This is a genomic window from Paenirhodobacter hankyongi (genome assembly GCF_003664585.1).
In the GTDB taxonomy this organism is placed as follows: domain Bacteria; phylum Pseudomonadota; class Alphaproteobacteria; order Rhodobacterales; family Rhodobacteraceae; genus Rhodobacter; species Rhodobacter hankyongi.
The window spans coordinates 13752-34143 of the sequence record NZ_RCHI01000003.1 but is presented as its reverse complement, the minus strand read 5'-3'; the positions used below and the strand labels follow the sequence as shown (position 1 = coordinate 34143).

Annotated in this window: 19 protein-coding genes; 11 read left to right on the top strand and 8 right to left on the bottom strand. The window is 69.9% G+C overall.

Annotated elements, in window-relative coordinates:
• Positions 1 to 13: 13 nt before the first annotated feature.
• Genes DYS74_RS03700 through lptF form a run of 3 tightly spaced genes read right to left on the bottom strand, consistent with a single transcriptional unit; the run spans position 14 to position 4487 of the window.
• Positions 14 to 2257: an LPS-assembly protein LptD gene (locus DYS74_RS03700; RefSeq protein WP_147435440.1), complete on the bottom strand. Its 2244-nt coding sequence runs from the start codon at positions 2255 to 2257 to the stop codon at positions 14 to 16.
• Positions 2257 to 3366 carry an LPS export ABC transporter permease LptG gene (lptG, locus tag DYS74_RS03690; protein ID WP_121531058.1) on the bottom strand — a complete coding sequence of 370 codons (1110 nt, stop codon included), beginning with the start codon at positions 3364 to 3366 and terminating at the stop codon, positions 2257 to 2259. The genes DYS74_RS03700 and lptG overlap by 1 nt, the downstream gene beginning before the upstream one ends.
• Positions 3363 to 4487, bottom strand: a complete 1125-nt coding sequence (lptF, locus tag DYS74_RS03685; protein WP_121531539.1) for an LPS export ABC transporter permease LptF — start codon at positions 4485 to 4487, stop codon at positions 3363 to 3365. The genes lptG and lptF overlap by 4 nt, the downstream gene beginning before the upstream one ends.
• A gap of 129 nt (positions 4488 to 4616) precedes the next feature.
• On the opposite strand from lptF, the gene DYS74_RS03680 reads away from it, so the two are divergent.
• Positions 4617 to 6110 carry a leucyl aminopeptidase gene (locus DYS74_RS03680; protein ID WP_121531056.1) on the top strand — a complete coding sequence of 498 codons (1494 nt, stop codon included), beginning with the start codon at positions 4617 to 4619 and terminating at the stop codon, positions 6108 to 6110.
• A gap of 1 nt (position 6111) precedes the next feature.
• Entirely contained in the window at positions 6112 to 6564 is a 453-nt protein-coding gene (locus DYS74_RS03675; RefSeq protein ID WP_121531054.1) for a DNA polymerase III subunit chi, read from the top strand.
• Here the strand turns inward: DYS74_RS03675 and DYS74_RS03670 are convergent, their stop codons facing one another.
• Positions 6565 to 7242 (bottom strand): DUF2270 domain-containing protein, encoded by a 678-nt coding sequence (locus DYS74_RS03670; RefSeq protein ID WP_121531052.1) that lies wholly within the window; start codon positions 7240 to 7242, stop codon positions 6565 to 6567.
• A gap of 125 nt (positions 7243 to 7367) precedes the next feature.
• Between DYS74_RS03670 and tgt the strand changes: the two genes are divergently transcribed.
• Positions 7368 to 8498 carry a tRNA guanosine(34) transglycosylase Tgt gene (gene tgt / locus DYS74_RS03665; protein ID WP_121531050.1) on the top strand — a complete coding sequence of 377 codons (1131 nt, stop codon included), beginning with the start codon at positions 7368 to 7370 and terminating at the stop codon, positions 8496 to 8498.
• 1 nt (position 8499) lies between these two features.
• Here tgt and trhA read toward each other — a convergent pair whose 3' ends face one another.
• The 3 genes from trhA to DYS74_RS03650 form a co-directional block, all read right to left on the bottom strand.
• On the bottom strand, positions 8500 to 9144 hold the full coding sequence (gene trhA, locus DYS74_RS03660; RefSeq protein ID WP_121531048.1) for a PAQR family membrane homeostasis protein TrhA: 645 nt from the start codon (positions 9142 to 9144) through the stop codon (positions 8500 to 8502).
• Positions 9145 to 9334: 190 nt separating this feature from the next.
• A complete protein-coding gene (locus DYS74_RS03655; RefSeq protein WP_245965183.1) occupies positions 9335 to 10030 on the bottom strand; it encodes a hypothetical protein in 696 nt (231 codons plus the stop codon).
• Between the two features lie 3 nt (positions 10031 to 10033).
• Entirely contained in the window at positions 10034 to 10651 is a 618-nt protein-coding gene (locus DYS74_RS03650) for a thiamine phosphate synthase (protein WP_121531046.1), read from the bottom strand.
• A gap of 125 nt (positions 10652 to 10776) precedes the next feature.
• On the opposite strand from DYS74_RS03650, the gene DYS74_RS03645 reads away from it, so the two are divergent.
• From DYS74_RS03645 to DYS74_RS03625, 6 genes are all read left to right on the top strand, one after another.
• Positions 10777 to 11529: an RNA methyltransferase gene (locus DYS74_RS03645; protein ID WP_121531044.1), complete on the top strand. Its 753-nt coding sequence runs from the start codon at positions 10777 to 10779 to the stop codon at positions 11527 to 11529.
• A gap of 50 nt (positions 11530 to 11579) precedes the next feature.
• Positions 11580 to 12299: a hypothetical protein gene (locus DYS74_RS03640; protein WP_147435439.1), complete on the top strand. Its 720-nt coding sequence runs from the start codon at positions 11580 to 11582 to the stop codon at positions 12297 to 12299.
• A gap of 122 nt (positions 12300 to 12421) precedes the next feature.
• A complete protein-coding gene (locus DYS74_RS18585) occupies positions 12422 to 12907 on the top strand; it encodes a hypothetical protein (protein WP_183077445.1) in 486 nt (161 codons plus the stop codon).
• Between the two features lie 109 nt (positions 12908 to 13016).
• The gene (locus tag DYS74_RS03635; protein WP_183077444.1) at positions 13017 to 14198 is read left to right on the top strand and encodes a DUF1513 domain-containing protein; all 1182 of its coding nucleotides are present in this window, start codon (positions 13017 to 13019) and stop codon (positions 14196 to 14198) included.
• 104 nt (positions 14199 to 14302) lie between these two features.
• Positions 14303 to 14710, top strand: a complete 408-nt coding sequence (locus DYS74_RS03630; protein ID WP_147435437.1) for a DUF2946 family protein — start codon at positions 14303 to 14305, stop codon at positions 14708 to 14710.
• Positions 14711 to 14794: 84 nt separating this feature from the next.
• A complete protein-coding gene (locus tag DYS74_RS03625; protein WP_121531036.1) occupies positions 14795 to 16882 on the top strand; it encodes a TonB-dependent receptor domain-containing protein in 2088 nt (695 codons plus the stop codon).
• 43 nt (positions 16883 to 16925) lie between these two features.
• On the opposite strand, the gene DYS74_RS03620 is transcribed toward DYS74_RS03625, so the two are convergent.
• Positions 16926 to 17561, bottom strand: a complete 636-nt coding sequence (locus tag DYS74_RS03620) for a TetR family transcriptional regulator (protein WP_183077443.1) — start codon at positions 17559 to 17561, stop codon at positions 16926 to 16928.
• A gap of 264 nt (positions 17562 to 17825) precedes the next feature.
• Here DYS74_RS03620 and DYS74_RS03615 point away from each other — a divergent pair, with 264 nt between their 5' ends.
• Both DYS74_RS03615 and DYS74_RS03610 read left to right on the top strand, forming a co-directional pair.
• On the top strand, positions 17826 to 19214 hold the full coding sequence (locus DYS74_RS03615) for an efflux transporter outer membrane subunit (protein WP_245965182.1): 1389 nt from the start codon (positions 17826 to 17828) through the stop codon (positions 19212 to 19214).
• A 35-nt stretch (positions 19215 to 19249) separates the two neighbouring features.
• Positions 19250 to 20392 (top strand): efflux RND transporter periplasmic adaptor subunit, encoded by a 1143-nt coding sequence (locus tag DYS74_RS03610; protein WP_121531031.1) that lies wholly within the window; start codon positions 19250 to 19252, stop codon positions 20390 to 20392.

Below are 20392 nucleotides of genomic sequence, written 5' to 3'. Positions count from 1 at the left end.
TGTCTTCGCTCGCTCAGTAGCGGCACACGCGTGTCGCGCTGCTGCCCGTGGTCGTGCTGCTTGTCGTCGCGCCGCCAAAGCCCGCCAGCTGCACCGAGAGACCGAAGTCGGTTTCCGGCTTCACAGTAGAGGAGGACGTGAAGCGACGCGAGAGGGAAAGATCGACGACCATGCACTCGTTGGCATATTCCAGCCCGATCGCGGCGCGCGCGGCGCGTTCGGCGGTGAAGTCGTAGCGCGTCGAGAAGATCGAGCGCCAGCCGCCGGTCCAGCTCCAGCCGGTCTCGAGCAGCAGCTCGGAGGTGTCGGTGAGCCGGCCCTCGGTCTCGCTCGCATCCATCCACAGATAGCCTGCCGCGATCTGGTATTTGGCGCCCGCGAAGGCCAGCCGCAGCTCGTCGCGCGAAAAGCCGAAATCGTTGTCGAAGAGCGCCCGGTTCGACAGCGTCAGCCCCTCGGCGGTGGTCAGATGGGTGGCGAGCAGCCAGTCCGAGCGCCGCCCCGACAGGCCCGAGCCGGTCGGGAACTGGTCGGTGTCGGTGACCCGCACGACGCGCCCCGCCGTGACGCCGAGCGACCAGCCCGAGGCGTCGTGCCGCGTCCAGCTCAGCCCGAGGTTCGCCCGCAGCCCCTGTTCGCGCGCATCCCCGCCCGGGTAGCGCGAGAAGGAGAACAGGTTGCCCTCGTCGAATTCGGTCAGCAGGCTGTCCTCGTTCGCCACCTGTTTCAGGTTGCCGGGGCTCCACACGATCTGCGCGATCGGCTCGAGCACCTGCGCCGCGCGGCCCGAGGTGGCGACCCAGGGCCAGCGCAGCTCGACCCCGACGGTCGGCAGCGCGCGCAGCGTGTCGCCGGCCCAGACCTCGTCTTGCCGCACCATCACCGCGTCGCCCGCCAGTTCGGCCTGCATCGCCGCCAGCACACCGCCCGACAGCAGCCATTGCCGGCGCCAGTCGGCGACGAAGGAGGAGCGCAGCGTGTCGCGCCCGTCCGAGACGGTGTCGCTGTCGTCGATGCCGTCCACCGTCATGTCCGAGGAGCGGCGATGCGCGTGCAGCGACCAGTCGATCGTCGCCTCGCCGCCGATCGTCGCGGGCCGGATCACCCGGGTCCAGCTGAAATCGCCCGAGAGCATCGGCTCGGTCGAGTTGCTCTCGCCCGAGCGGATCGAATGGGTGTTGCCGGCGCGCAGCCAGATCATCTCGTTGCGGTGCACCTTCTCGAGGGTGACGCCCGACCACAGCCGGTCATCCTCGGTGATGCCGTAGTTCAGCAGATAGGACGGGTCGGTGACCACCTTCAGCTGCAGCCCGAGGGTGTAATCCGAGGGCAGCTTGAAGGTGCCGTCGGCAAAGAGATAGCCGCGGTTCTCGCCCTTGCGGATGCTGTCGCGGCTGAGCGCGCCCTCGGCGTTGATCGTGCCGCTGTCGAAGGCCTGACGATAGCGCAGCCCGAGCGTGCGGGTGTAGGAGCTCGACAGATAGGGCGTGACGGTCAGGTCGGCGCTTGGCCCGAGGGCGATGAAATAGGGCAGCTTCAGCCCCGCGCCTAGGCTCGACGTGGTGCGGAAGCTCGGCCGCAGCAGGCCCGACATCCGCGTCACCGTCGGGTCGGGCATGCGCAGCTTCGGCAGCCAGACGAGCGGCACGCCCATCACGCGGAACTGTGCGCCCTCGAAATGCAGCTGCTTGGTGTTGCTGTCATGGGTGATCTTGCGGGCGCGGATCTCCCACAGCGGGGTCGGGTCCGAGGCGCAGATCCGGCACGAGGAGGCGACGACCTCGGTCAGGGTGGTGATGCGTCCGTCCTTGCGGTCGATCCGGTTCGCGGCCAGCTGCAGCTCGCGCGCCATCACCATCCGCGCGCCGATCATCACGCCGTTCTGCAGATCGCGCGACAGCTCGGCCTGATCGGCGACGATCACCGAGCCGGTCTGGCCGGGCTCGACCAGCCGGATCGGCCCCTCGATCGTCAGGGTCTCGGTGGTCTGGTCATAGGTGACGCGGCGCGCGGTCAGCCGGTTCTGTTTCCAGTAGACCTCGACCGCGCCCTCGGCCACCAGCCGGTTGTCGGCAGTGGTGACGATGCGGTCGGCCAGCAGCGTCGCGGCCTGATCGGCCTCGGCCACGGTATAGCCGCCGGGCGCGGCGCCTTGCGCATCGGTGCCGGGCGCGGTGGCCGGGGTCTCGGCCCGGGCGCTCGGTGGCAGGGTCAGCGCGGCACTCGCGAGCAGCGCGGCAATCAGCCCGTTCCTCATCAGCCGTCTTCCTCCTGCAGGATCAGCGCCAGCGCCAGCATCAGCGCGATCGCCGGCGGCGCCCAGGCGGCCAGCGCCACCGGGATCTGCCCGTTGTCACCCAGAACCTGCGCGACATTGCGCAGGAAGAACACGCCAAGCCCCGCGGCCAGCGCCAGCAGCACCATCACCCCGGTCCGGCCCAGCCGGCTGTGACGCATGGTGAAGCCCGCGGCAATCAGCACCATCGCCGCCATCACCAGGGGCTGGGCCAGCTCCATCTCGAACCACACCAGATGGCGGCGCGCCGAGAAGCCGGCATTCTCGAGCCCGCGGATGAAGTCCGGCAATTGCCAGATCGGCACGGTCGAGGGGGTGCCGAAGCTGTCGCGGATGCGCTCGGCGGTCAGGTCCGAGGGCAGGCTGAGCGTGTCGGCACGGGTCGCGTCGCGCTCGGGGTTGGTCGAGCTGCCGAGCGGCCAGTCCTTGACCTTGGTCAGTTCCCACGCGCCGCGGGTCAGCACCGCCTCGTCCGCATCGATGCGGCGCACCGGGCCGCGTTTCGGATCGACGATCAGGAAGGTCACGTCAAAGAGCCGCGTCGCGTCGAGATTGGCGCGCGAGGCGCGGATCACGGCCTGTTCGCCGGCATTGTCGCCGCCCATGCCCTGGCGCATCCACACGCCCTCCTGGCCGATCGACACGGCCTGCACCCCGGTCGCGCGATAGCGGCCGGCGAGCTCCTCGTAGCGTTTCGAGGTGGCCGAGACGATCGGGTTGCCGACGGCGACGATCAGCACGCCCAGCAGCAGCGCCACCACCACCGGCGCGGCCAGCATGCGCAGCGCCGAGCGCCCCGAGGCGCGGATCACCACCAGTTCGGACGAGCGCGCAAGGCCCAGGAACAGCGCCACCGCGGCGAGGATCATCACCAGCGGCAGGATGGTGTAGAGCGAGGCCGGCACCGACAGCCCGGCCAGCAGCGCCGCCTGTGCAAGGCCGACCTTGGCGGCGCTGAAGGAGCGGATCTTCTCGACCATCTCGATCAGGAAGAGGATGCCCCAGAAGGTCGCCGCGACCATCACGAAGGCGCGCAGGAAGCGGCGCGCGATATAGAGCGACAGCGTCATGCCCGCGCCTCCCGGCCAGGGCAGAGCTTGCGCGGGCGCCCCGCCCACCACAGCAGAAGCGCCGAGGCAAGCGCGCCCACACCCGCCGGCAGATAGGCGATCGCCCAGAGCTCGGGCTTGCCGCGCATCGCGCTGTCGACGGCATTGGTGAGGAACTGCAGCACGATCAGCCCGACGATGGCGAGGGCGATCTGCCGCCACATGCCGAAGCGCGAGAAGCCGCCGAGCATCAGCGCGGCAAAGCCGAGCACCGCGGCCGCCGGCGCCAGCAGCGGCTGTGCCATGCGGTCGTTCAGGATCTGCCAGGCCTCGGCGGCACTGCCGCCGGTCGCGGCCAGAAGATCGGCCGAGGGCGCGATCAGCCGCCAGCTCGGCACCTCGTCCCAGTTCGTGACCTCCTTCACCGGCGCCCCGATCAGCGCGCCGATGTCATAGGTGAAATCCGAGAAGCGGGTGACGGCGAGGCTGTGGTCGCTCAGCCGCAGGGTCTGCGCCATGCCGTCGAACATGATCAGCTTCGGCCCGCTGTCCGAGCGCACGATCAGCGCCTTTTCCGCGATATAGGTGGTGCGCTGCGTCTTCGAGCGGGCATCGACCAGATAGGGGTCGAGCAGCTCGCCAAGGTCGGAGATCTGCCGGATGTAGATCGTCACCCCGTCGACCGGGTGCTGGAAGCTGCCCTCGGTCAGGAAACGGGCGGTGACGTTCTCGTTGATCTGCGCCTGCCGTGCGGACAGCTGGCTGCGCGAGACCGGCACCAGGACATGCACCAGCACCATCATCAGCACCGCGACGATCAGTCCGAAGACGGCGACGGCGCGCGATAGCCGCCAGGGCGAGGCGCCGGTTGCCTGCATCACCACGAATTCGCTGTCGGCGCTGAGCCGGTTGACCGCATAGATCGTCGCCGCGAAGGCCGCGACCGGCAGCACCAGGCGGATCACATTGGGCAGGGTCAGGGCGGTGAACTCGAGCACCACCCAGGCGGTCTGGCCGTCCGAGATCAGCTTGTCGAACAGCAGCACGGCCCGGTTCACCCAGTAAACCGAGACGAGGATCAGCGCGAAGAATCCGAACAGCGCCATCAGCTGTGACAGCAGATATCGGTCCAGTCTCGTCACGCGCACCCCCGGCAGTTTCGCCCTGTCTACCCCGTCGGCCGCCGGCGCGAAAGCCCCGCCTCCCGCGGCTTTTCATTTTCCGCCGACGCCGTTAGGCTTTGCGCCGATCACCCTTTCGAGAGAGCCGCCATGACCCATCCCGTCGCCATCCGTTTCAGCGAATCCGATCTCGACGCGCTGGCCGCGCGGGACGGGCGCATCGCGCTTGTCGTCGCGCCCGGGGCCGGGCGTTCGCCCGCCGCGCGGCGGATCGAGCGGCTGACCCGCGGCGCGCTTGGCCGCGCGCTCGCCTCCGAGGCCTGGGACAAGCTGAAGGCGGGCGAGTCGATGGAACTCGCCTGGCCCTCTGGGCTCGCCTGCGAGGCGCTGCAGCTGGTGAAGCTCGCCCGGCGTGCGCCGGTCGCCACCGCGCGCAAGGCGGGGGCCGCGATCGGGCGCGCCCTTGGCGGCACCGACCTTCTGGTGCTGGCCGAGAACCACCCGCGCGCGGCCGAGCTGGCCTTCGGCCTTGCGCTGCGCGCCTATCGTTTCGATTACCGCAGCGAGGAGCGCAAACCCTTCGGCGCGGTCGAGATGATGGTGGCGAAGCCCGAGGCGGTGGCGGCCGAGGCGGCCCCCCATGCGGCGCTTGCCGAGGGCATCTTCTTCACCCGCGATCTGGTGAACGAACCCGCCAACATTCTGACCACCGACGATTTCGCCGCCCGTCTGGCCGCGATGCAGGAGCTTGGTCTCGATGTGCAGATCCTCGAAGAGGACGATCTTGCCGCGCTTGGCATGCGGGCACTGCTCGCCGTGGGGCAGGGCTCGGACAGCCCCTCGAAGGTGGTGGTGATGCGCTGGACGGGCCTGCAGCCCGCCGAGGACGAGAACGGCGAGGCGATCGAGGTGCCGCCGCTCGCCCTCGTCGGCAAGGGCGTGTGCTTCGACAGCGGTGGCATCTCGCTCAAGCCCGGCGCGGGCATGGAGGAGATGACGATGGACATGGGCGGCGCCGCGGTCGTCGCGGGCGTGATGCGCACGCTCGCGCTGCGCAACGCGCCGGTGAATGTCGTGGGCCTTGTGGGCCTTGTCGAGAACATGCCCGACGGCCGCGCGCAGCGCCCGGGCGACATCGTGAAATCGATGAAGGGCGACACGATCGAGGTGATCAACACCGATGCCGAGGGGCGGATGGTGCTGGCCGATGTGCTGTGGCACGCCCAGCAGGAATTCCGCCCCTCGGCGGTGATCGACCTTGCGACGCTCACCGGCGCGATCATCGTCGCGCTCGGCCACGAGAACGCCGGCGTCTTCTCGAATGACGACCGGCTGGCGGATGACCTGCTGAAGGCCGCGGGGGCGGAGGGCGAGGGCGCCTGGCGGATGCCGCTGGCGCCGGCCTATGACGCGCTCATCACCTCGCGGCTTGCCGACATCAAGAACACCGGCGGCCGCCACGGCGGCGCGATCACCGCCGCGGCCTTCCTGAAGAAGTTCATCGCCGAGGGCACGCCCTGGTGCCACATCGACATCGCGGGCGTCGCCCTGCCGCCTAAGGAGACGGCGCTGGCGCCGAAGGGCCCGACCGGCTGGGGCGTGATGACCCTCGACCGGCTGATCCGCGACCGGTTCGAGGCGTAAGGTGCCTGCGCTCTTCTACCACGTCACGCAATCGCCGGTGGAAGAGGTGGTGGCCAGCCTGCTGCCGCGCGCCCTTGCCCAGGGCTGGAAGGTCGAGCTGCGCGGCACCGATGCCGAGCGGATGGACTGGCTCGACCAGCGGCTCTGGCTCGAGGGCGACGAGAGCTTCCTGCCGCACGGGATGGCGGGCGGGCCGCATGACGCGTTGCAGCCAGTGCTGCTGACGGTGAGCCCCGCCCCGGCGGGGCGCGACGCGATCATGACGATCGACGGCGCCGAGGTTGATCCGGCCGAGGTCGGCGCAACGCAGCGGGTCTGGATCCTGTTCGACGGGCGCGACGAGCGGGCCGTGGGGCGGGCGCGCGCGCAATGGAAGGCGCTCACCGCCGCCGGCGCGACCGCGCAATACTGGAGCGAGGAATCGGGCCGCTGGGAGAAGAAGGCCGAGCGCTAGCTAGCCCATGCCGCTGTCGCCCGCGCGGCCCGCGGCGCGGCGGCGGTCGTCCCAGGCGCTCGCCACCGCCGCCAGCGCCCAGCTCAGCACGTAAAGACAGCCCATGCCGATCACGATCCGCCCGTCGACCGGACCGATCGCGGCGCGCTCGTAAAGCTCGCGCGTCGAGGTCAGCGGCCCGGGGTGGACCATCAGCTTGCCGGCATAGGCCGCGCTCTGGATCAGCAGGATCCAGATGTAATTGCGCCGGATCCGCCGCCCGACCGCCACCCGCATCGGCACGTGATAGCGCGGAAAGCGGTAATCCTCGGCCAGCACCTTCTGCCAGCCGGTCTCCAGATGCTGCTCGCCATCGGTCAGCAGCGGCGCGAAGAAATGCCGCTCCATCCAGCGACAGCGCGCCCGCCAGACGTTGAAATACCGATAGCGCCGCGCCTCGAGCATCAGGAAGAAGACGATCAGGATGCCCACCAGGATCAGCGGCAGCGGCGAGGCGGCGGGCGAGGCGAAGGAGATCGACAGCGCAATGCCGAGCGTCACGACCGACCAGTTCGTCGTGGTGTCGAGCCGTGTGCGCCAGATCGTCGAGCGATAGACCTCGCCGCGGTAGAGATGCGCCACCGCCCCGAGCTCGCCGGTATCGAACCTGGTGCGCCGATCCTCCTCGTCTCGCGCCATCTGCCTCACTCCCCGGGGTCAGACTGGCACGCTGCCCCTGCGTCAGGCAAGAGGCTTGCCGCCTGCCGCCCACCTTTCCAAGGCGGCGCTTTCGCGCTACACCCCGCCGGCAAAGGAGCGCCCGGATGACCGAGAAATTCAGCTTCACCCTCCACGCCACCGACGGCAAGGCCCGCACCGGGGTGATCCATACCCCGCGCGGCGAGATCCGCACCCCGGCCTTCATGCCGGTCGGCACCGCGGGCACGGTGAAGGCGATGATGCCCGAAAGCGTCGCCGCGACCGGCGCCGACATCCTTCTGGGCAACACCTATCACCTGATGCTGCGACCGACGGCCGAACGCATCGACCGGCTGGGCGGGCTGCACAAGTTCATGAACTGGCCGAAGCCGATCCTGACCGACTCGGGCGGGTTCCAGGTGATGAGCCTCTCGGGCCTGCGCAAGCTGACCGAAGAGGGCGTGACCTTCGCCAGCCATGTCGACGGCTCGAAGCATTTCCTCAGCCCCGAACGCTCGATGGAGATCCAGCGGCTTCTGGGCTCGGACATCGTGATGGCCTTCGACGAATGCCCGGCGCTGCCCGCCGACGAGACCCGCGTCGCCGAGAGCATGCGGCTGAGCATGCGCTGGGCGCAGCGGTCGCGCGACGCCTTCGGCGACCGGCCGGGGCACGCGCTCTTCGGCATCATGCAAGGCGGCGTGACGCCTGAACTTCGCGCCGAAAGTGCCGAGAAACTCACGGAAATCGGCTTTGACGGCTATGCCGTCGGCGGCCTTGCCGTGGGCGAGGGGCAAGAGGCGATGTTCGGCGTTCTCGACTATGCGCCGGGCTTCCTGCCCGAGGACCGGCCGCGCTATCTGATGGGGGTGGGCAAGCCCGACGACATCGTCGGCGCGGTCGAGCGCGGCATCGACATGATGGATTGCGTGCTGCCCTCGCGCTCGGGGCGCACCGGCCAGGCCTGGACCCGGCGCGGTCAGGTCAACATCAAGAACGCCCGGCACATGGACGACCCGCGCCCGCTTGACGAGCACTGCACCTGCCCGGCCTGCCGCAATTATTCCCGCGCCTATCTGCACCATGTCTTCCGCGCCGGCGAGATGATCTCGGGCATGCTGCTGACCTGGCACAACCTGCACTACTATCAGGAGCTGATGCAGGGGCTGCGCGACGCGATCGCGGCGGGGCGGCTGTCGGCCTTCGTGACCGAGTTCCACGCCCTGCGCGCCGAGGGCGACATCGAGCCGCTCTGAGTCAGTGCGCGGCCACCAGCAGCACCGCGGCGTAATGCACCGCCGCGGCCGCGAGCACATGGCCATGCCAGATCGCGCGCGAGAACGGGATGCGGTCGAGCTGATAGAAGATCGTGCCGAGCGTGTAGATCAGGCCGCCCGCGCCCAGAAGGATCAGGACGGCAAGCGGCAGCGCCTGCAGCAGCGGCCAGATCGCGACGATGCCCAGCCAGCCCATGGCGAGATAGAGCACGAATCCCGCCCGCTCGAAGCGGTGGAAGAAGCCGAGCTTCATCACCATGCCCAGGGCCGCCAGCGCCCAGATCGCCGCGGTGAGCCACAGCCCGGCCCGCCCGCCAAGGCCGATGAGGGCCATCGGCGTGTAGGTGCCGGCGATCAGCAGATAGATCGCGGCATGGTCGAAGCGGCGCAGCACGGCGCGGGTCTTCGCATGCAGCGTCATGTTGTAGCCCGCCGAGAAGCCGAACGAGGCGAGCAGCCCCACCGCATAGACGACAAGCGGCCAGATCCGCCCGGGCTCGGCGGTCAGCGCCGCCCAGACGATCAGCGCGCTCACCCCGGCAACGGCGGCGATCACGCCGAGAACATGCATCACGCCATCGGCGAAATGCTCGGCAAAGGAATGGGCAAGGGTATGGCGGGTCATGGTCGTCTCCGGGGGATGGCGCATCCTATCAGGACGAAGCCTGCCACACCAATCACGACGCTGCGTGACATCGCGCCGATCGGCAAGGCGCCGCGCATCGCGGCCCCTGCCTTCTCCTTGCCGAAAATACCTCGGGGGTGAATTCGGCGCAGCCGAAGAGGGGGCAGCGCCCCCCGGACCCCGCCAGGGCTCAGCCTGCCACCACCAGATCGGCGGCCCGGTTTTCCTGCCGCAGGAGTCGCCCGTTCGGCAGGTCGTTCTCCTCGACGCGGCGGCGCGCCTCGGCCTCGGGCAGGGCCTGCCAGCGCAGAAGCAGCCGGCGCCGCAGCTCGGCCTCGGGCACCGAGAGCCGGATCGTCAGATCGAAGAGCGGGTAAAGCGCGCGCCAGTCCGGCCGGGTCAGCAGCAGGTAATTGCCCTCGACGATCACGAAACGCACGGATGCCGGCACGGTCCCGGCGGCAGGCACCACCGCATCCGCCGCGCGGTCGAACTCCGGCACGGCGACCGCGTCGCCCGTCTTCAGCGCGGCAAGGCTCGCCGCCAGCGCCGCGACGTCGAAGGTTTCGGGTGCGCCCTTGCGGGGCAGGAGCCCGCGCGCAGCAAGCACCTCGTTCGGCAGGTGAAAGCCGTCCATCGCCACCACGGCGGCCGATCCTGGCGTGCGCGCATTCAGCTCGGCCGCGATCTCGGCCGCGAGCCGCGACTTGCCGGCCCCGGGGGCGCCGGCGATCGCGATCAGATTTCGCGCACCGTCAAGCTGGCGGATATGGCCGGCCAGATCGGCGCGGTCGGCGCGCAGCTCGCTGGCCATGAAGGCCCCGACATCGCCCATCGGCCCGTCGGAATCGCCCAGCCAGAACTCGCCCGCTTCGCTCTCGCGCATGGGTCAGCCCATCGCCGCGACAAGCCGGGCCAGCGCCGCAACCGGATCGTCGCTGCTCCAGATCTCCTCGCCGATGCCGAAGAAATCGGTCACCGGGGCCAGATCGCGCACCAGCTCCTCGGTCAGCGCACCCTCGGCCACCACCGGCACCTCGATCATCTCGCTCCACCAGGCGAAGAGGTCGCGCCCGGCCCGCGTGCCGTGGCCGAGCCCGGTCTCGCCGACGGGGCCGAAGACCACGTAATCGGCGCCGGCTTCGCCCGCGCCCATGCCGTCATGTTTCGACGCACCGCAGAAGGCGCCGACGATCGCATCGGGGCCAAGCGCCTTGCGCGCGGCGCGGACCGAGCGCGCGCCGTCGCTCAGATGCACGCCGTCAAGGCCCTGCCGCTCGACGAGCTGGAGGTGATCCTCGATCACCAGCGCCACGTCATGCTCATGCGCCACAAGCCGCACGGCGTCGGCCGCACGCATCACCGCATCCTCGTCGCGGCTGGCGAGTGCGAGGCGGATGCAGGCCACCTCCTGGGCGGCCAGCACCCGCGACAGCGTCTGCGGGAAGATGTCGAGATCGAAGCTCGGCGGGGTGAGCAGGTAGATCTGCGGGCGGTCCTCGGCCATGACGCCTCCTGGAAAACGTGTTTCGCGCCTTCTAGCGCAGCGCAGGGGCCGAGGCCAGAGGGCTTGCGGCGCGGGGCCTGCGGGGCTAGGACGGCGCGCGAAAAGGCCCCCCGAAAGGACCCCCGATGACCGATCCCGACGACAGCCTGATCCGCAACCCCGTTTTCGTGCTGGTGCGCCCGCAGATGGGCGAGAACATCGGCGCGGCGGCGCGCGCGATGCTGAACTTCTCCTTCGCGTCGCTGCGGATGGTCGCGCCGCGCGACGGCTGGCCGAACCCGAAGGCGGTGGCCACCGCCTCGGGCGCGGCGACGAAGGTGCTCGACCATGCCGGCGTCTTCGACGACACCGGGGCGGCGATCGCGGATTGCGATTTCGTCTTTGCCACCACCGCGCGCGGGCGCGAGCTGACGAAGCCGATCTACACCCCCGAGGCGGCGATGGCCGAGGCGCGGGCGCGGATGGCGGCGGGGCAGAAGATCGCGGTGCTCTTCGGGCCCGAGCGCACCGGGCTTGAAAACGACGACATCGCGCGGGCGAATGCGATCATCACCGTGCCGGTGAACCCGGTCTTCTTCTCGCTCAACCTCGCGCAGGCGGTGCTGCTGATGGCCTATGAGCTGTCACGGCAGGAAAGTTCGGCCGCGCCGGTCGCGCCGGGGCTTGCCGGCACCGAGGTGGCAAGCGCCCTCGATGTCGAGAAGCTGGGCGATCACTATGAAGAGGTGCTCGAGCAGGCGGGGTTCTTCTTCCCGGCCGACAAGGGCCCGATGATGAAGCGCAACCTGCGCAACATGTGGTCGCGCTTCGGGCTGACGCGGGCCGATGTGCAGACCCTGCACGGCATGCTGCGGCAGATCATCCGCCGCCGCGACTGAGGCTTGCGGGCCGGCGCGCGCCCGGCCATCCTGCCCCGATGTGGCGGGCGATGCGCATTTCCCTTCTGGCCCTCGCGCTTGGCGCGGGGCTCGGCCTTGCGGCGCTGCTGGCCTTCCTGCCGGCATTGCGCGGGGCGGCCTGTCCGCGCTGCTTCGGGCTTGACCCCGCGGGCGCCGGGCTCTGGGTCGAGGCCTCGATGCCGGCCCATGCCCGTGTGGCGCTTGCGGCCGAGGTCCGCGCCGCCCGCGCCCGCATCGCCGCCTTCTACGGCCCGCCGCGTGCGCATCTGCGCCTGATCGCCTGCGAAAGCGCCGCCTGCGACCGCCGCCTTGGCGGGCGGGGGGCGGCGGCGGTGACCTATTCGCTCGGGCCCGTCTCGGTGGTGCGGCTTGCGCCGCGCGGGCTGTCGGCCACCGTGCTGACCCACGAGCTTGCCCATGCCGAGACCCACGCCCAGCTTGGTCTTCGGGGGCAGCTTGGCGGGCGGTTGCCGACCTGGTTCGACGAGGGACTGTCGGTGGTGATCTCGGATGATCCGCGCTACCTCGGTCCGGGTCAGGGCGCCGCGCGCTGCCGCCGCGCGCCGCGCGCCGATCTGCCCGAGACTCCCTTCGACTGGGCGCCGCTTGCCGCGCGCGACCCCGGGCTTTATGCCGAGGCGGGCTGCGCGGTGCTGCGCTGGCTCGCGGCAGAGGGCGGGGCCGCCGGGCTGCGCGATCTCTTCTCCGGCGCGGCCGATCCGCGCGCCGGTCGCGGCCCGGTCCGGTGATCCCGGGTGGGTCCGTCCTCGGCCGGTGCGGCAGTCTGTCCCGGGCAAGCTTGATCTGGCTCAACGACGGCCTCACGAGATCGTGATATCCTTAAGCCGTGTCGCAGCTTAAGGAGGAGAAGATGCGGACATCTCATCTGTGCCGGAAGTCGCTTCCGGCCCTGGTCGTGCTTGCCCTGATCGCCGGATGCAACCCTGTCGGCAATGCCGCGGATCGCGTCGTCGAATATGGCACCGGGCAGGAATATACGGCGGACGATTACAAGACCATCGGCAAGCAGATTGCCAATGACACCGCCTTCAACATCGTTCCGGGCGGCGAGGTCTTCCAGTTCGCGGCGGACATGCCGGATATCACCCGGTCCTACCTGATGGAGACCTTCCGCGCCCGGCGCGATGCGGCCGATGGCCGGGCGATCTATGCCCATGGGCTTGAAGCCAACGCCCTCGATGCCGAGTCGAACTATTACGACAACTACATCCGCTGCCTGTCCGGCGACCGGGCCAGCTGTGACCGTGTTCCGGCGTTGCGGACCTCGGTGCGGCAGGCGCGCAATGCGGCCGCGGCCAGCGCGCGCGGCGATCACGACGGCGGTCACTCGCACTGAGGGGGAGCCGAGCATGCGACGCCGTGATTTCACCCTTGGAATGGCGGCGTCGCTGCCGGTCCTTGCGGGATGCGCTCCGGCGCTTGTGCCGGAGCGGTCGGGGTCCGGGATGCAGGCCAGCCTGTTCATCCCCGGCTATCATCCCGAGAAGCTGCGCCCGGTCGGCGAGCCGCCCGACAGCCGGCGCCGGGCCAAGGAGGGGCCCGAAACCATGCTGACCCGGATCTCGCCTCGCGGCGAGGTCCGGCAGGCGGTGTTCCCGGTCATCGCCCATGACGTGGCGATCTCGCCCGACGGGCGCGCAGGCTTTTTCGGGCGGATGAATCTGGGCGGCGGAGAGGGGGCGGCGCATCATGTCACCTTCGATCCGCAAACGCTCGAGATGATCGCGGTCGGCCGCTCGCTCGGGCCCGGATGGCGCGGTGGCGGGCATGGCCTGTTCCTGCCGGACGGGACCGTGCTTTGCGCCGAGCGCGCCCCCGAGAGGCCCTATGCCGGACGGCCGTCGGATCACTACGGCCGGCTGTCGCGGCGCGACCCGATGACGCTGCGGGTTCTCGACACGCTCCCGACGCATGGCATCGACCCGCACGAGCTGCGCCTGTCCGACGACGGGCGGTCGGTGATCGTGGCCAATTACGGCTCGGTGCCGAGGCGGCGCGGCGGGCTCTGGCAGGTCGTCGAGCCGGCGGTGACGGTCGTCGATCTGGACAGCGGCCGGCTGCTGCGCCGTCTTGCCGTGCCCGATCCCCACGCCGAGGTGCGTCACCTGGCGCTGGGCCGCGGGGGCAGGATCTTTGCGATCCGCGCACGGCAGGGGCTGCCGGGGGACAATGCGATCTGGCTGCAGGCGATCGGCGACGTGGCAGATGCCCTTCCGGTCGATCCGAACCCCACGGCCTCCTATCTGCCGATGGCGCCTGTCCTGCTCGACCGGGCGGGCGGGCCGGTGCGGGTTCTCGCCCGGGGCGAGCCGCAGGCGCATCTGCTCGAGGGGCTGTCGGTCGAATACGATCCGCTGCACAACGAATTCCTGGCGATCTTTCCGAGCTCGCATCGGCTGATGGTGTTTTCGGGCGATGACGGGGCGCTCGTGCACTCGATCGACATGCGCAGCCGGGGGATGGTGCGGCCGAGCGGGCTGGCGCTTCTGCCCGACAGCGACCGCTATGTCATCGCCGGATACTGGCAGGGGCTGATCGTGGCCGAGCGCGGTTCACACCGGGTCGTGCATCGGCTGACCGGATCCGCGCCCGTCGTCGGCGGGCACAGCCACATGACCGCCGCCTGAGCCCCGCCCCGCGTCCTTCGGGAAGGGCGCGGGGCGGTCGCGCGAAGCTTTGCCGCAGCCTCACGGGGCTTGACGTTTTCGTGAGCGCAGGTGAGATGCGCGTCATGAGAACAGCGCAGCGCATCGGGGCAGCTTTCCACGGCATCTTCGCCGTGGTTCTGGCGTTGCTTCTGAGCCTGCAGGTCGGCGCGGCCTATCTGCCGGCCGCGGCCGCGCCCGATCTTGGCGCCAACGAGGTGATGCTCGAGCTGTGCGACGGCACCGGGCTGAGCCGGATCGTCATCGATCTCGCCACCGGCAAGACCCGCAATGCGGCCGCGGGCGGCGAGCAGTCCGGCCCGAAATGCCCGTTCTGCGTGCTTGGCTTTGCCGCGCCCCCGGGCTTTGCGCCCGAGCTGGCCTTCCACGCCCGCGTGCACCGCGAGGCCTTGCCGCTGCCAGTGCTGCGGCTGCCGGCAGGCGCGCGGCGCGACCACAGCCGGGCGATCCGTGCCCCACCCGTCCTGACCTGAAACGCCGCCCCGGTCCGTCCGGGCAAGACGATGCCACGGCCCCGCCGTGGCCTCCCGCTCCGTTTCCACAAGGTCTGAGATCTCATGAACATCTTCTTTCCGGCACGCCCTGGCGTGACCGCACTGCTGCTTGGCAGCCTCGCCCCCGCCGCCCTGGCTCCGGCCGCCCTGGCCGAAGAGGCGAAGACCGAGGCGCCGCTCGCGCTCGACACCATCGTCGTCGCGCCGAAGACGCTCGAGCAGGACGGCACCACGATCACCGTTCCTCCGCGCGCGCTCTCGGTGCCGCCGGCGCTGGATGGGGGCGCGCTGCTGTCCTCGATCCCGGGCATCTCCGGCTCGCGCATGGGCGGGCATGGCATCGACATCATCCTGCGCGGCATGTCGAAGAACCAGCTCAACGTGATCGACGCGGGCTCGTTCACCTATGGCGGCTGCCCGAACCGGATGGACCCGCCGTCCTCGATCGCGGCCTTCTACCGCGCCGACCGGATCGTCGTGGAAAAGGGCTATTCCAGCGTGACGAATGGCCCGGGCGCGCCGGCCGGCACGGTCCGGCTTGAACGCGATGCGCCGAACTTCGAGGCGGGCAAGCGCGTCAGCGGCGATCTGACCCTGGGCGGCACCTCGAACGGGGCAGGGCGCGAGGTCGCGGGGCGGCTGTCCTTCGATCTGGGCCGCGGCCTCTATCTGGAGACCTCCGGCGAATACAAGACCGCCGACGATTACAAGGACGGGTCGGGCCATGACGTGCGCTCGGCCTATACGCAGAAGAGCGCGGGCGTCACGCTTGGCTACAAGCAGGGCGGGCTCGACCTTGCGCTCGACATCGAGAAGGACCGCGCCGAGGATGTCGAATTCGCCGGCGCCGGCATGGACAGCCCGCTGTCCGAGACCGAGACCCTGCGCCTGCGCGGCGGTGTCGATCTTGATCTCGGGCCGCTGAAGCGGATCGAGGGCACGCTCTATCGCTCGAATGTCGATCACACGATGGACAACTATTCGCTGCGGGTGCCCACCGGCATGGCGATGGTGTCGCCCACCACCTCGGACACCCATGGCGGCAAGGTCGAGGGCAAGTTCGAGTTCGGCCGCACCAGGGCGACCGTCGGCATCGACACTCAGTCGAACGCCCGCACCGCCTGGGGCTACATGGCGATGACGCCGGCGATGATCGATTTCGACGCGCCGTCCTCGCTGACCTGGCCCGACGTGACGATCGCGCAGACCGGGCTTTACGCCCAGACCGAGACGGCGCTGAGCTCGCGCGACATGCTGAAGATGGGGCTGCGCTTCGACCATGTGCGCGCCGATGCGGCGAAGGCCGATGTCGCGGTGCGTGGCGTGACGCCGAACGACTATTATTCGGCGGTCTACGGCACGACCTATGACAGCGCGCGGACCGAGGACAACCTCGGCGGGCTGATCCGCTTCGAGCATGCGTTTGACGCCGACACCAAGGCCTTCGTCGGGCTCTCGCGCACGGTGCGCACCGCGGATGCGAACGAGCGCGCGATGGCGCGCGGCTCGATGGGCACGCCGACCTGGGTCGGCAATCCCGACATCGCGCCGGAGAAGCACAACCAGCTCGACGTCGGCTTCCAGACGGCGCGGCAGACCTGGTCGCTGAACGCCTCGGCTTTCTACGACCGGGTCGATGACTTCATCTTGCAGGACTCGGTGACGATCTCGATGATGGGCAGCACCAGCACCCGCACCGAATATCGCAACATCGGCGCGACGCTGTCGGGGGCCGAGGTTTCGGGCAGCTACTCGATGGGCAAGCTGACCCTTGCGGGCGATGCCACGTATACCCGCGGGCAGAACACCAGCGACGATGCGCCGCTGGCGCAGATCCCGCCGCTCGAGGGCAGCCTCAGCGCGGTGTGGGACGAGGCGCTGTGGAATGCGGGCGCGCGGGTGAACTGGGCCACGCGGCAGGACCGGATCAACGCCGAGATCGACCCGGGCGAGACCGCGGGCTGGGCGACGCTTGACCTCTTCGGCAGCTATGCGGTGAAGGAGAATGTCCGGCTGATCGGCGGCATCAACAACGTCTTCGACAAGACCTATGCCCAGCACCTGAGCCGGCGCAACGTCTTCGACACCACGGTGACGCGGGTGAACGAGCCGGGGCGGACGGTCTATGTCTCGATGCAGATGACGTTCTGACATCAGCGCGGCGTCCCGGGCCGGGGCGCCGCCATCGGGCCCCTCAGGGGGTCGGGCCGCCCTCGGCGCAGGCGGGCTGGCGGCGCAGCGAGGCGATGTGGTGGTGCAGGAGCTTCGCGCCGAGCGTGTCGAGCGGGAAGGCCCGGTCCGAGCGCAGCCACTCGTTCAGCAGCCCGTTGAACATCACCATCAGCGACACCGCCACCTCGTCCGGGGTCAGCTCGTCGGTCAGCTGGCCGGCCTCGCCCGCGCGCGCCAGAAGGCGCTGGAACACCCGCCACAGCTCGGCGTTGGCCTGTGCCAGCCAGGCCGCCGTCTCTTCGGACATGGCCGCGTTCGACATGATCCGGTGCATCCGCTGCTGGCACCTGTCGGCGGCAAAGACCGACAGGAACCGGGTGCCGGAGCATTCGAGGAAGGCGAGCGGGTCGGTCAGGTCGGCCTGTTCCGACGCTTCCCGGATCAGCGCGAGCTGCGGTGCGGTGGTGCGTTCGTAAAGCGCGCTCAGGACATCCGTCTTGTCCTTGAAATGCCAGTAGAACGCGCCACGTGTGACGCCTGCGGCCCGGGCGATCTGTTCAAGCGTGGTGCGCGCGATCCCGTGCTCGGCGAAAAGCACCTCGGCCGCCTCGAGGATCTTCAGCCGGGTCTGTTCGGCATCGGCCTTGCTTCGTCTCACTCCGCGCATCCTCCCGTGATGCAGATCGCCTCCTCCCCTCCGTCAGGCGGGCCCTCGGCGCGCCGAGTCCGATCTTCGGAAGACGCGCCGCTGCAGTGATAGGCACTCTGTTCCTCTCGTGTCACAGCGGACACGTCAAGATCGCCTTATGCCGCAATTTCCTGTTTACATCCATACGTGAATGTATGTAGCTCTGCCGAAGTCGAGCGAACAGGGGGCAGGCGGTCGCAGCGCGGCGGCCATGCCCGTCAGCGGGAATGTGAAATGGCTATGAATCTGTCTGAACCTTCGGGGCGCGCGCCGTCGCGCCGGTCTTTCCTTTGGGGCGCGGCCTCGCTCCTTGCCCTCGCGGGCTGCGCCGATGTCGCCTACCAGCCGCCCGAGGCGGCGGTGGCGGATCGCTTCGATGGCGCGGCGCCGGCGCGCACCGGCGAGACGCGCGACTGGTGGCTCGCCTTCCGCGATGACGAGCTGAACCGGCTGATCGCCGCGGGGCAGGCGCGCAACCTCTCGGTGCAGCAGGCCCTTGCCGCGATCGAGGAGGCCCGTGCCGCGGCCGATGCCACCGGCGCCGCCGATCTGCCGCAGGTTTCGGGCTCGGCCGCCGCGACGCGCGGCGACACCCAGGGCACCGGTACGCGCACCACCACCTCGGCCGGGCTCGGCGTCAGCTGGCTGCTCGACATCTTCGGGGCGAACCGCAACAGCCGCAAGGCGGCCGCGGCGCGGCTCGACGCGGCCTATCTCTCGGCCGATGTCGCGCGGCTGATGATGGAAAGCGCCATCGCCCAGGCCTATGTCGCGCTGCGCTATCATCAGGAAAGCATCGCGCTCACGAAGCGCTCGATCGAGAGCCGCAAGCGCAGCCTCGATCTGACCAAGGCCCAGGTCGAGGCGGGCGATGCCTCGCGGCTCGACCAGATCCAGGCCGAGCAGCTGGTGGCCGAGGGCGAGGCGCAGCTGCCCGCCTTCGAGACCGGCTTCGACCAGGCGCTGGCCCAGCTTGCGACGCTGACCGCCGAGCGCAGCGCCACGCTGCGGCCGCGGCTGCAGCGCGGCGCGGCGCAGCCGAAACCGCGCTTCAAGGCCAGCGTCGGCGTGCCGGCACAGGTGATCGCGGCGCGTCCCGACGTGCGCATGGCCGAGCGCGCCTATGCCGCCGCGGCCTTCGATGTGGGGGTGGCGAAGGCGGCCTTCTACCCCTCGGTCTCGCTCTCGGGCTCGATCACGCCGACCGACATCCGCCATGCCGGCTCGATCAGCTATTGGGCCGTCGGCCCGCAGATCGACCTGCCGATCTTCACCGGCGGCGCGAACCGGGCCAACCTGAAGGGCGCCGAGGCGCGCGCGGTGCAGGCCAAGCTTGCCTGGGAAGCCGCGGTGCTGGCCGCGATCGAGGAGATCGAGAGCGGGCTTGCCGCCTACAACCGTGACGGCCGGGCGATTGCCGCGCAAAGCCGGCTGGTCAGCACCAGCGCCGAGGCGGTCGATCTGTCGCGCACCAACTTCAGCTATGGCGAAGGCAGCTTCATGTCCGTGCTGGACGCCGAGCGCAGCTATCTGTCGGCGCAGGAAGGTCTTGCCGCGGCCGAGCGCCAGCGCGCCTCCGACTTCATCACCCTCAGCGTCGCTGCCGCCGGCGGCACGCGCTGAGCCTGTTCTTCCCCTCCCAGGTCCAAGGTTCCGTCATGTCATTCTCCTTACCCCTGAGGGTTCTGCCGCTCGTCGCGCTGACCCTCGCCACCCCGCTTTTCGCCCAGCAGGCACAGGGCCCCTCGCGGGTCACCGTCGTCACGGCGCACACCGCCGATTTCCCGCTCACCGTACGCCTGCCCGGACGGATCAAGGCCTCGACCGTCGCCGAGGTGCGCCCGCAGGTCTCGGGCATCATCCGCGAGCGGCTGTTCGACGAGGGCGCCTCGGTCGAGAAGGACGCGCCGCTCTACAAGATCGAGGATGAGAGCTATCAGGCGGCGGTTGCCGCGGCGAAGGCTGCGGTCGCGCAGGCGCAGGCGAACCGCGATCTCGCCGTGACCGAGGAAAAGCGCGCGATCGAGCTGTTCGGCAACAACGCCGGCTCGGCGCAGAAGCGCGATTCCGCCGTGGCCTCGCGGCAGGCCGCCGATGCGGCGCTGCAGCTTGCCCAGGCGCAGCTGATGAGCGCCGAGATCGACCTTGACCGCACCACCATCCGCGCCCCGATCGCCGGCGTCATCGGCCTGTCGCAGACGACGACCGGCGCGCTGGTCGCGGCGCAGCAGGCGACGCCCCTTGCCACCATCCGCGCGCTCGACACCGTCTATGTCGACGTCACCCAGTCGGCGACCGACATCCTGCGCCTGACCTCGACCGCCGAGGGCCGCGAGATGCGCGCGACCGGCGCGGCGAAGCTGATCCTCGCCGATGGCTCGATCTATCACGAGACCGGCCACCTTGCCGCGGCCGAGCCCAACGTCGAGCCGACCACCGGCATGATCACCCTGCGCATGACCTTCCAGAACCCCGACCACCTCTTGCTTCCGGGCATGTATGTCGAGGTCGACCTGCCGCAGGCGATGGCGCGCGGCGCCGTCTCGCTGCCGCAGAACACGGTGATGCGCGACCGCACCGGCAATGCCTTCGTCTGGGTCGTCGACAACGGTGCCGTGGCGCAGCGCCCGGTGCATCTCGCGACCTCCTCGGGCTCGGACTGGATCGTCACCGACGGCGTGCGCGACGGCGACCAGGTGATCACCTCGGGCTTCCAGAAGACCGCGGTCGGTGCCCCGGTCGAGATCGTGCCGGCCGAGGGCGCCGCTGCCGGCGCCGCGGCGCCGGGCGAGGGCAACTGA

What these genes read in the sequence shown, in the direction of transcription:
- DYS74_RS03700 (WP_147435440.1), bottom strand. Translation starts at nt 2,257, where the DNA reads ATGAGGAACGGGCTGATTGCCGCGCTGCTCGCGAGTGCCGCGCTGACC.
- lptG (WP_121531058.1), bottom strand. Translation starts at nt 3,366, where the DNA reads ATGACGCTGTCGCTCTATATCGCGCGCCGCTTCCTGCGCGCCTTCGTG.
- DYS74_RS03680 (WP_121531056.1), top strand. Translation starts at nt 4,617, where the DNA reads ATGACCCATCCCGTCGCCATCCGTTTCAGCGAATCCGATCTCGACGCG.
- DYS74_RS03670 (WP_121531052.1), bottom strand. Translation starts at nt 7,242, where the DNA reads ATGGCGCGAGACGAGGAGGATCGGCGCACCAGGTTCGATACCGGCGAG.
- tgt (WP_121531050.1), top strand. Translation starts at nt 7,368, where the DNA reads ATGACCGAGAAATTCAGCTTCACCCTCCACGCCACCGACGGCAAGGCC.
- trhA (WP_121531048.1), bottom strand. Translation starts at nt 9,144, where the DNA reads ATGACCCGCCATACCCTTGCCCATTCCTTTGCCGAGCATTTCGCCGAT.
- DYS74_RS03655 (WP_245965183.1), bottom strand. Translation starts at nt 10,030, where the DNA reads ATGCGCGAGAGCGAAGCGGGCGAGTTCTGGCTGGGCGATTCCGACGGG.
- DYS74_RS03650 (WP_121531046.1), bottom strand. Translation starts at nt 10,651, where the DNA reads ATGGCCGAGGACCGCCCGCAGATCTACCTGCTCACCCCGCCGAGCTTC.
- DYS74_RS03645 (WP_121531044.1), top strand. Translation starts at nt 10,777, where the DNA reads ATGACCGATCCCGACGACAGCCTGATCCGCAACCCCGTTTTCGTGCTG.
- DYS74_RS03640 (WP_147435439.1), top strand. Translation starts at nt 11,580, where the DNA reads ATGCGCATTTCCCTTCTGGCCCTCGCGCTTGGCGCGGGGCTCGGCCTT.
- DYS74_RS18585 (WP_183077445.1), top strand. Translation starts at nt 12,422, where the DNA reads ATGCGGACATCTCATCTGTGCCGGAAGTCGCTTCCGGCCCTGGTCGTG.
- DYS74_RS03635 (WP_183077444.1), top strand. Translation starts at nt 13,017, where the DNA reads ATGCAGGCCAGCCTGTTCATCCCCGGCTATCATCCCGAGAAGCTGCGC.
- DYS74_RS03630 (WP_147435437.1), top strand. Translation starts at nt 14,303, where the DNA reads ATGAGAACAGCGCAGCGCATCGGGGCAGCTTTCCACGGCATCTTCGCC.
- DYS74_RS03625 (WP_121531036.1), top strand. Translation starts at nt 14,795, where the DNA reads ATGAACATCTTCTTTCCGGCACGCCCTGGCGTGACCGCACTGCTGCTT.
- DYS74_RS03615 (WP_245965182.1), top strand. Translation starts at nt 17,826, where the DNA reads ATGGCTATGAATCTGTCTGAACCTTCGGGGCGCGCGCCGTCGCGCCGG.
- DYS74_RS03610 (WP_121531031.1), top strand. Translation starts at nt 19,250, where the DNA reads ATGTCATTCTCCTTACCCCTGAGGGTTCTGCCGCTCGTCGCGCTGACC.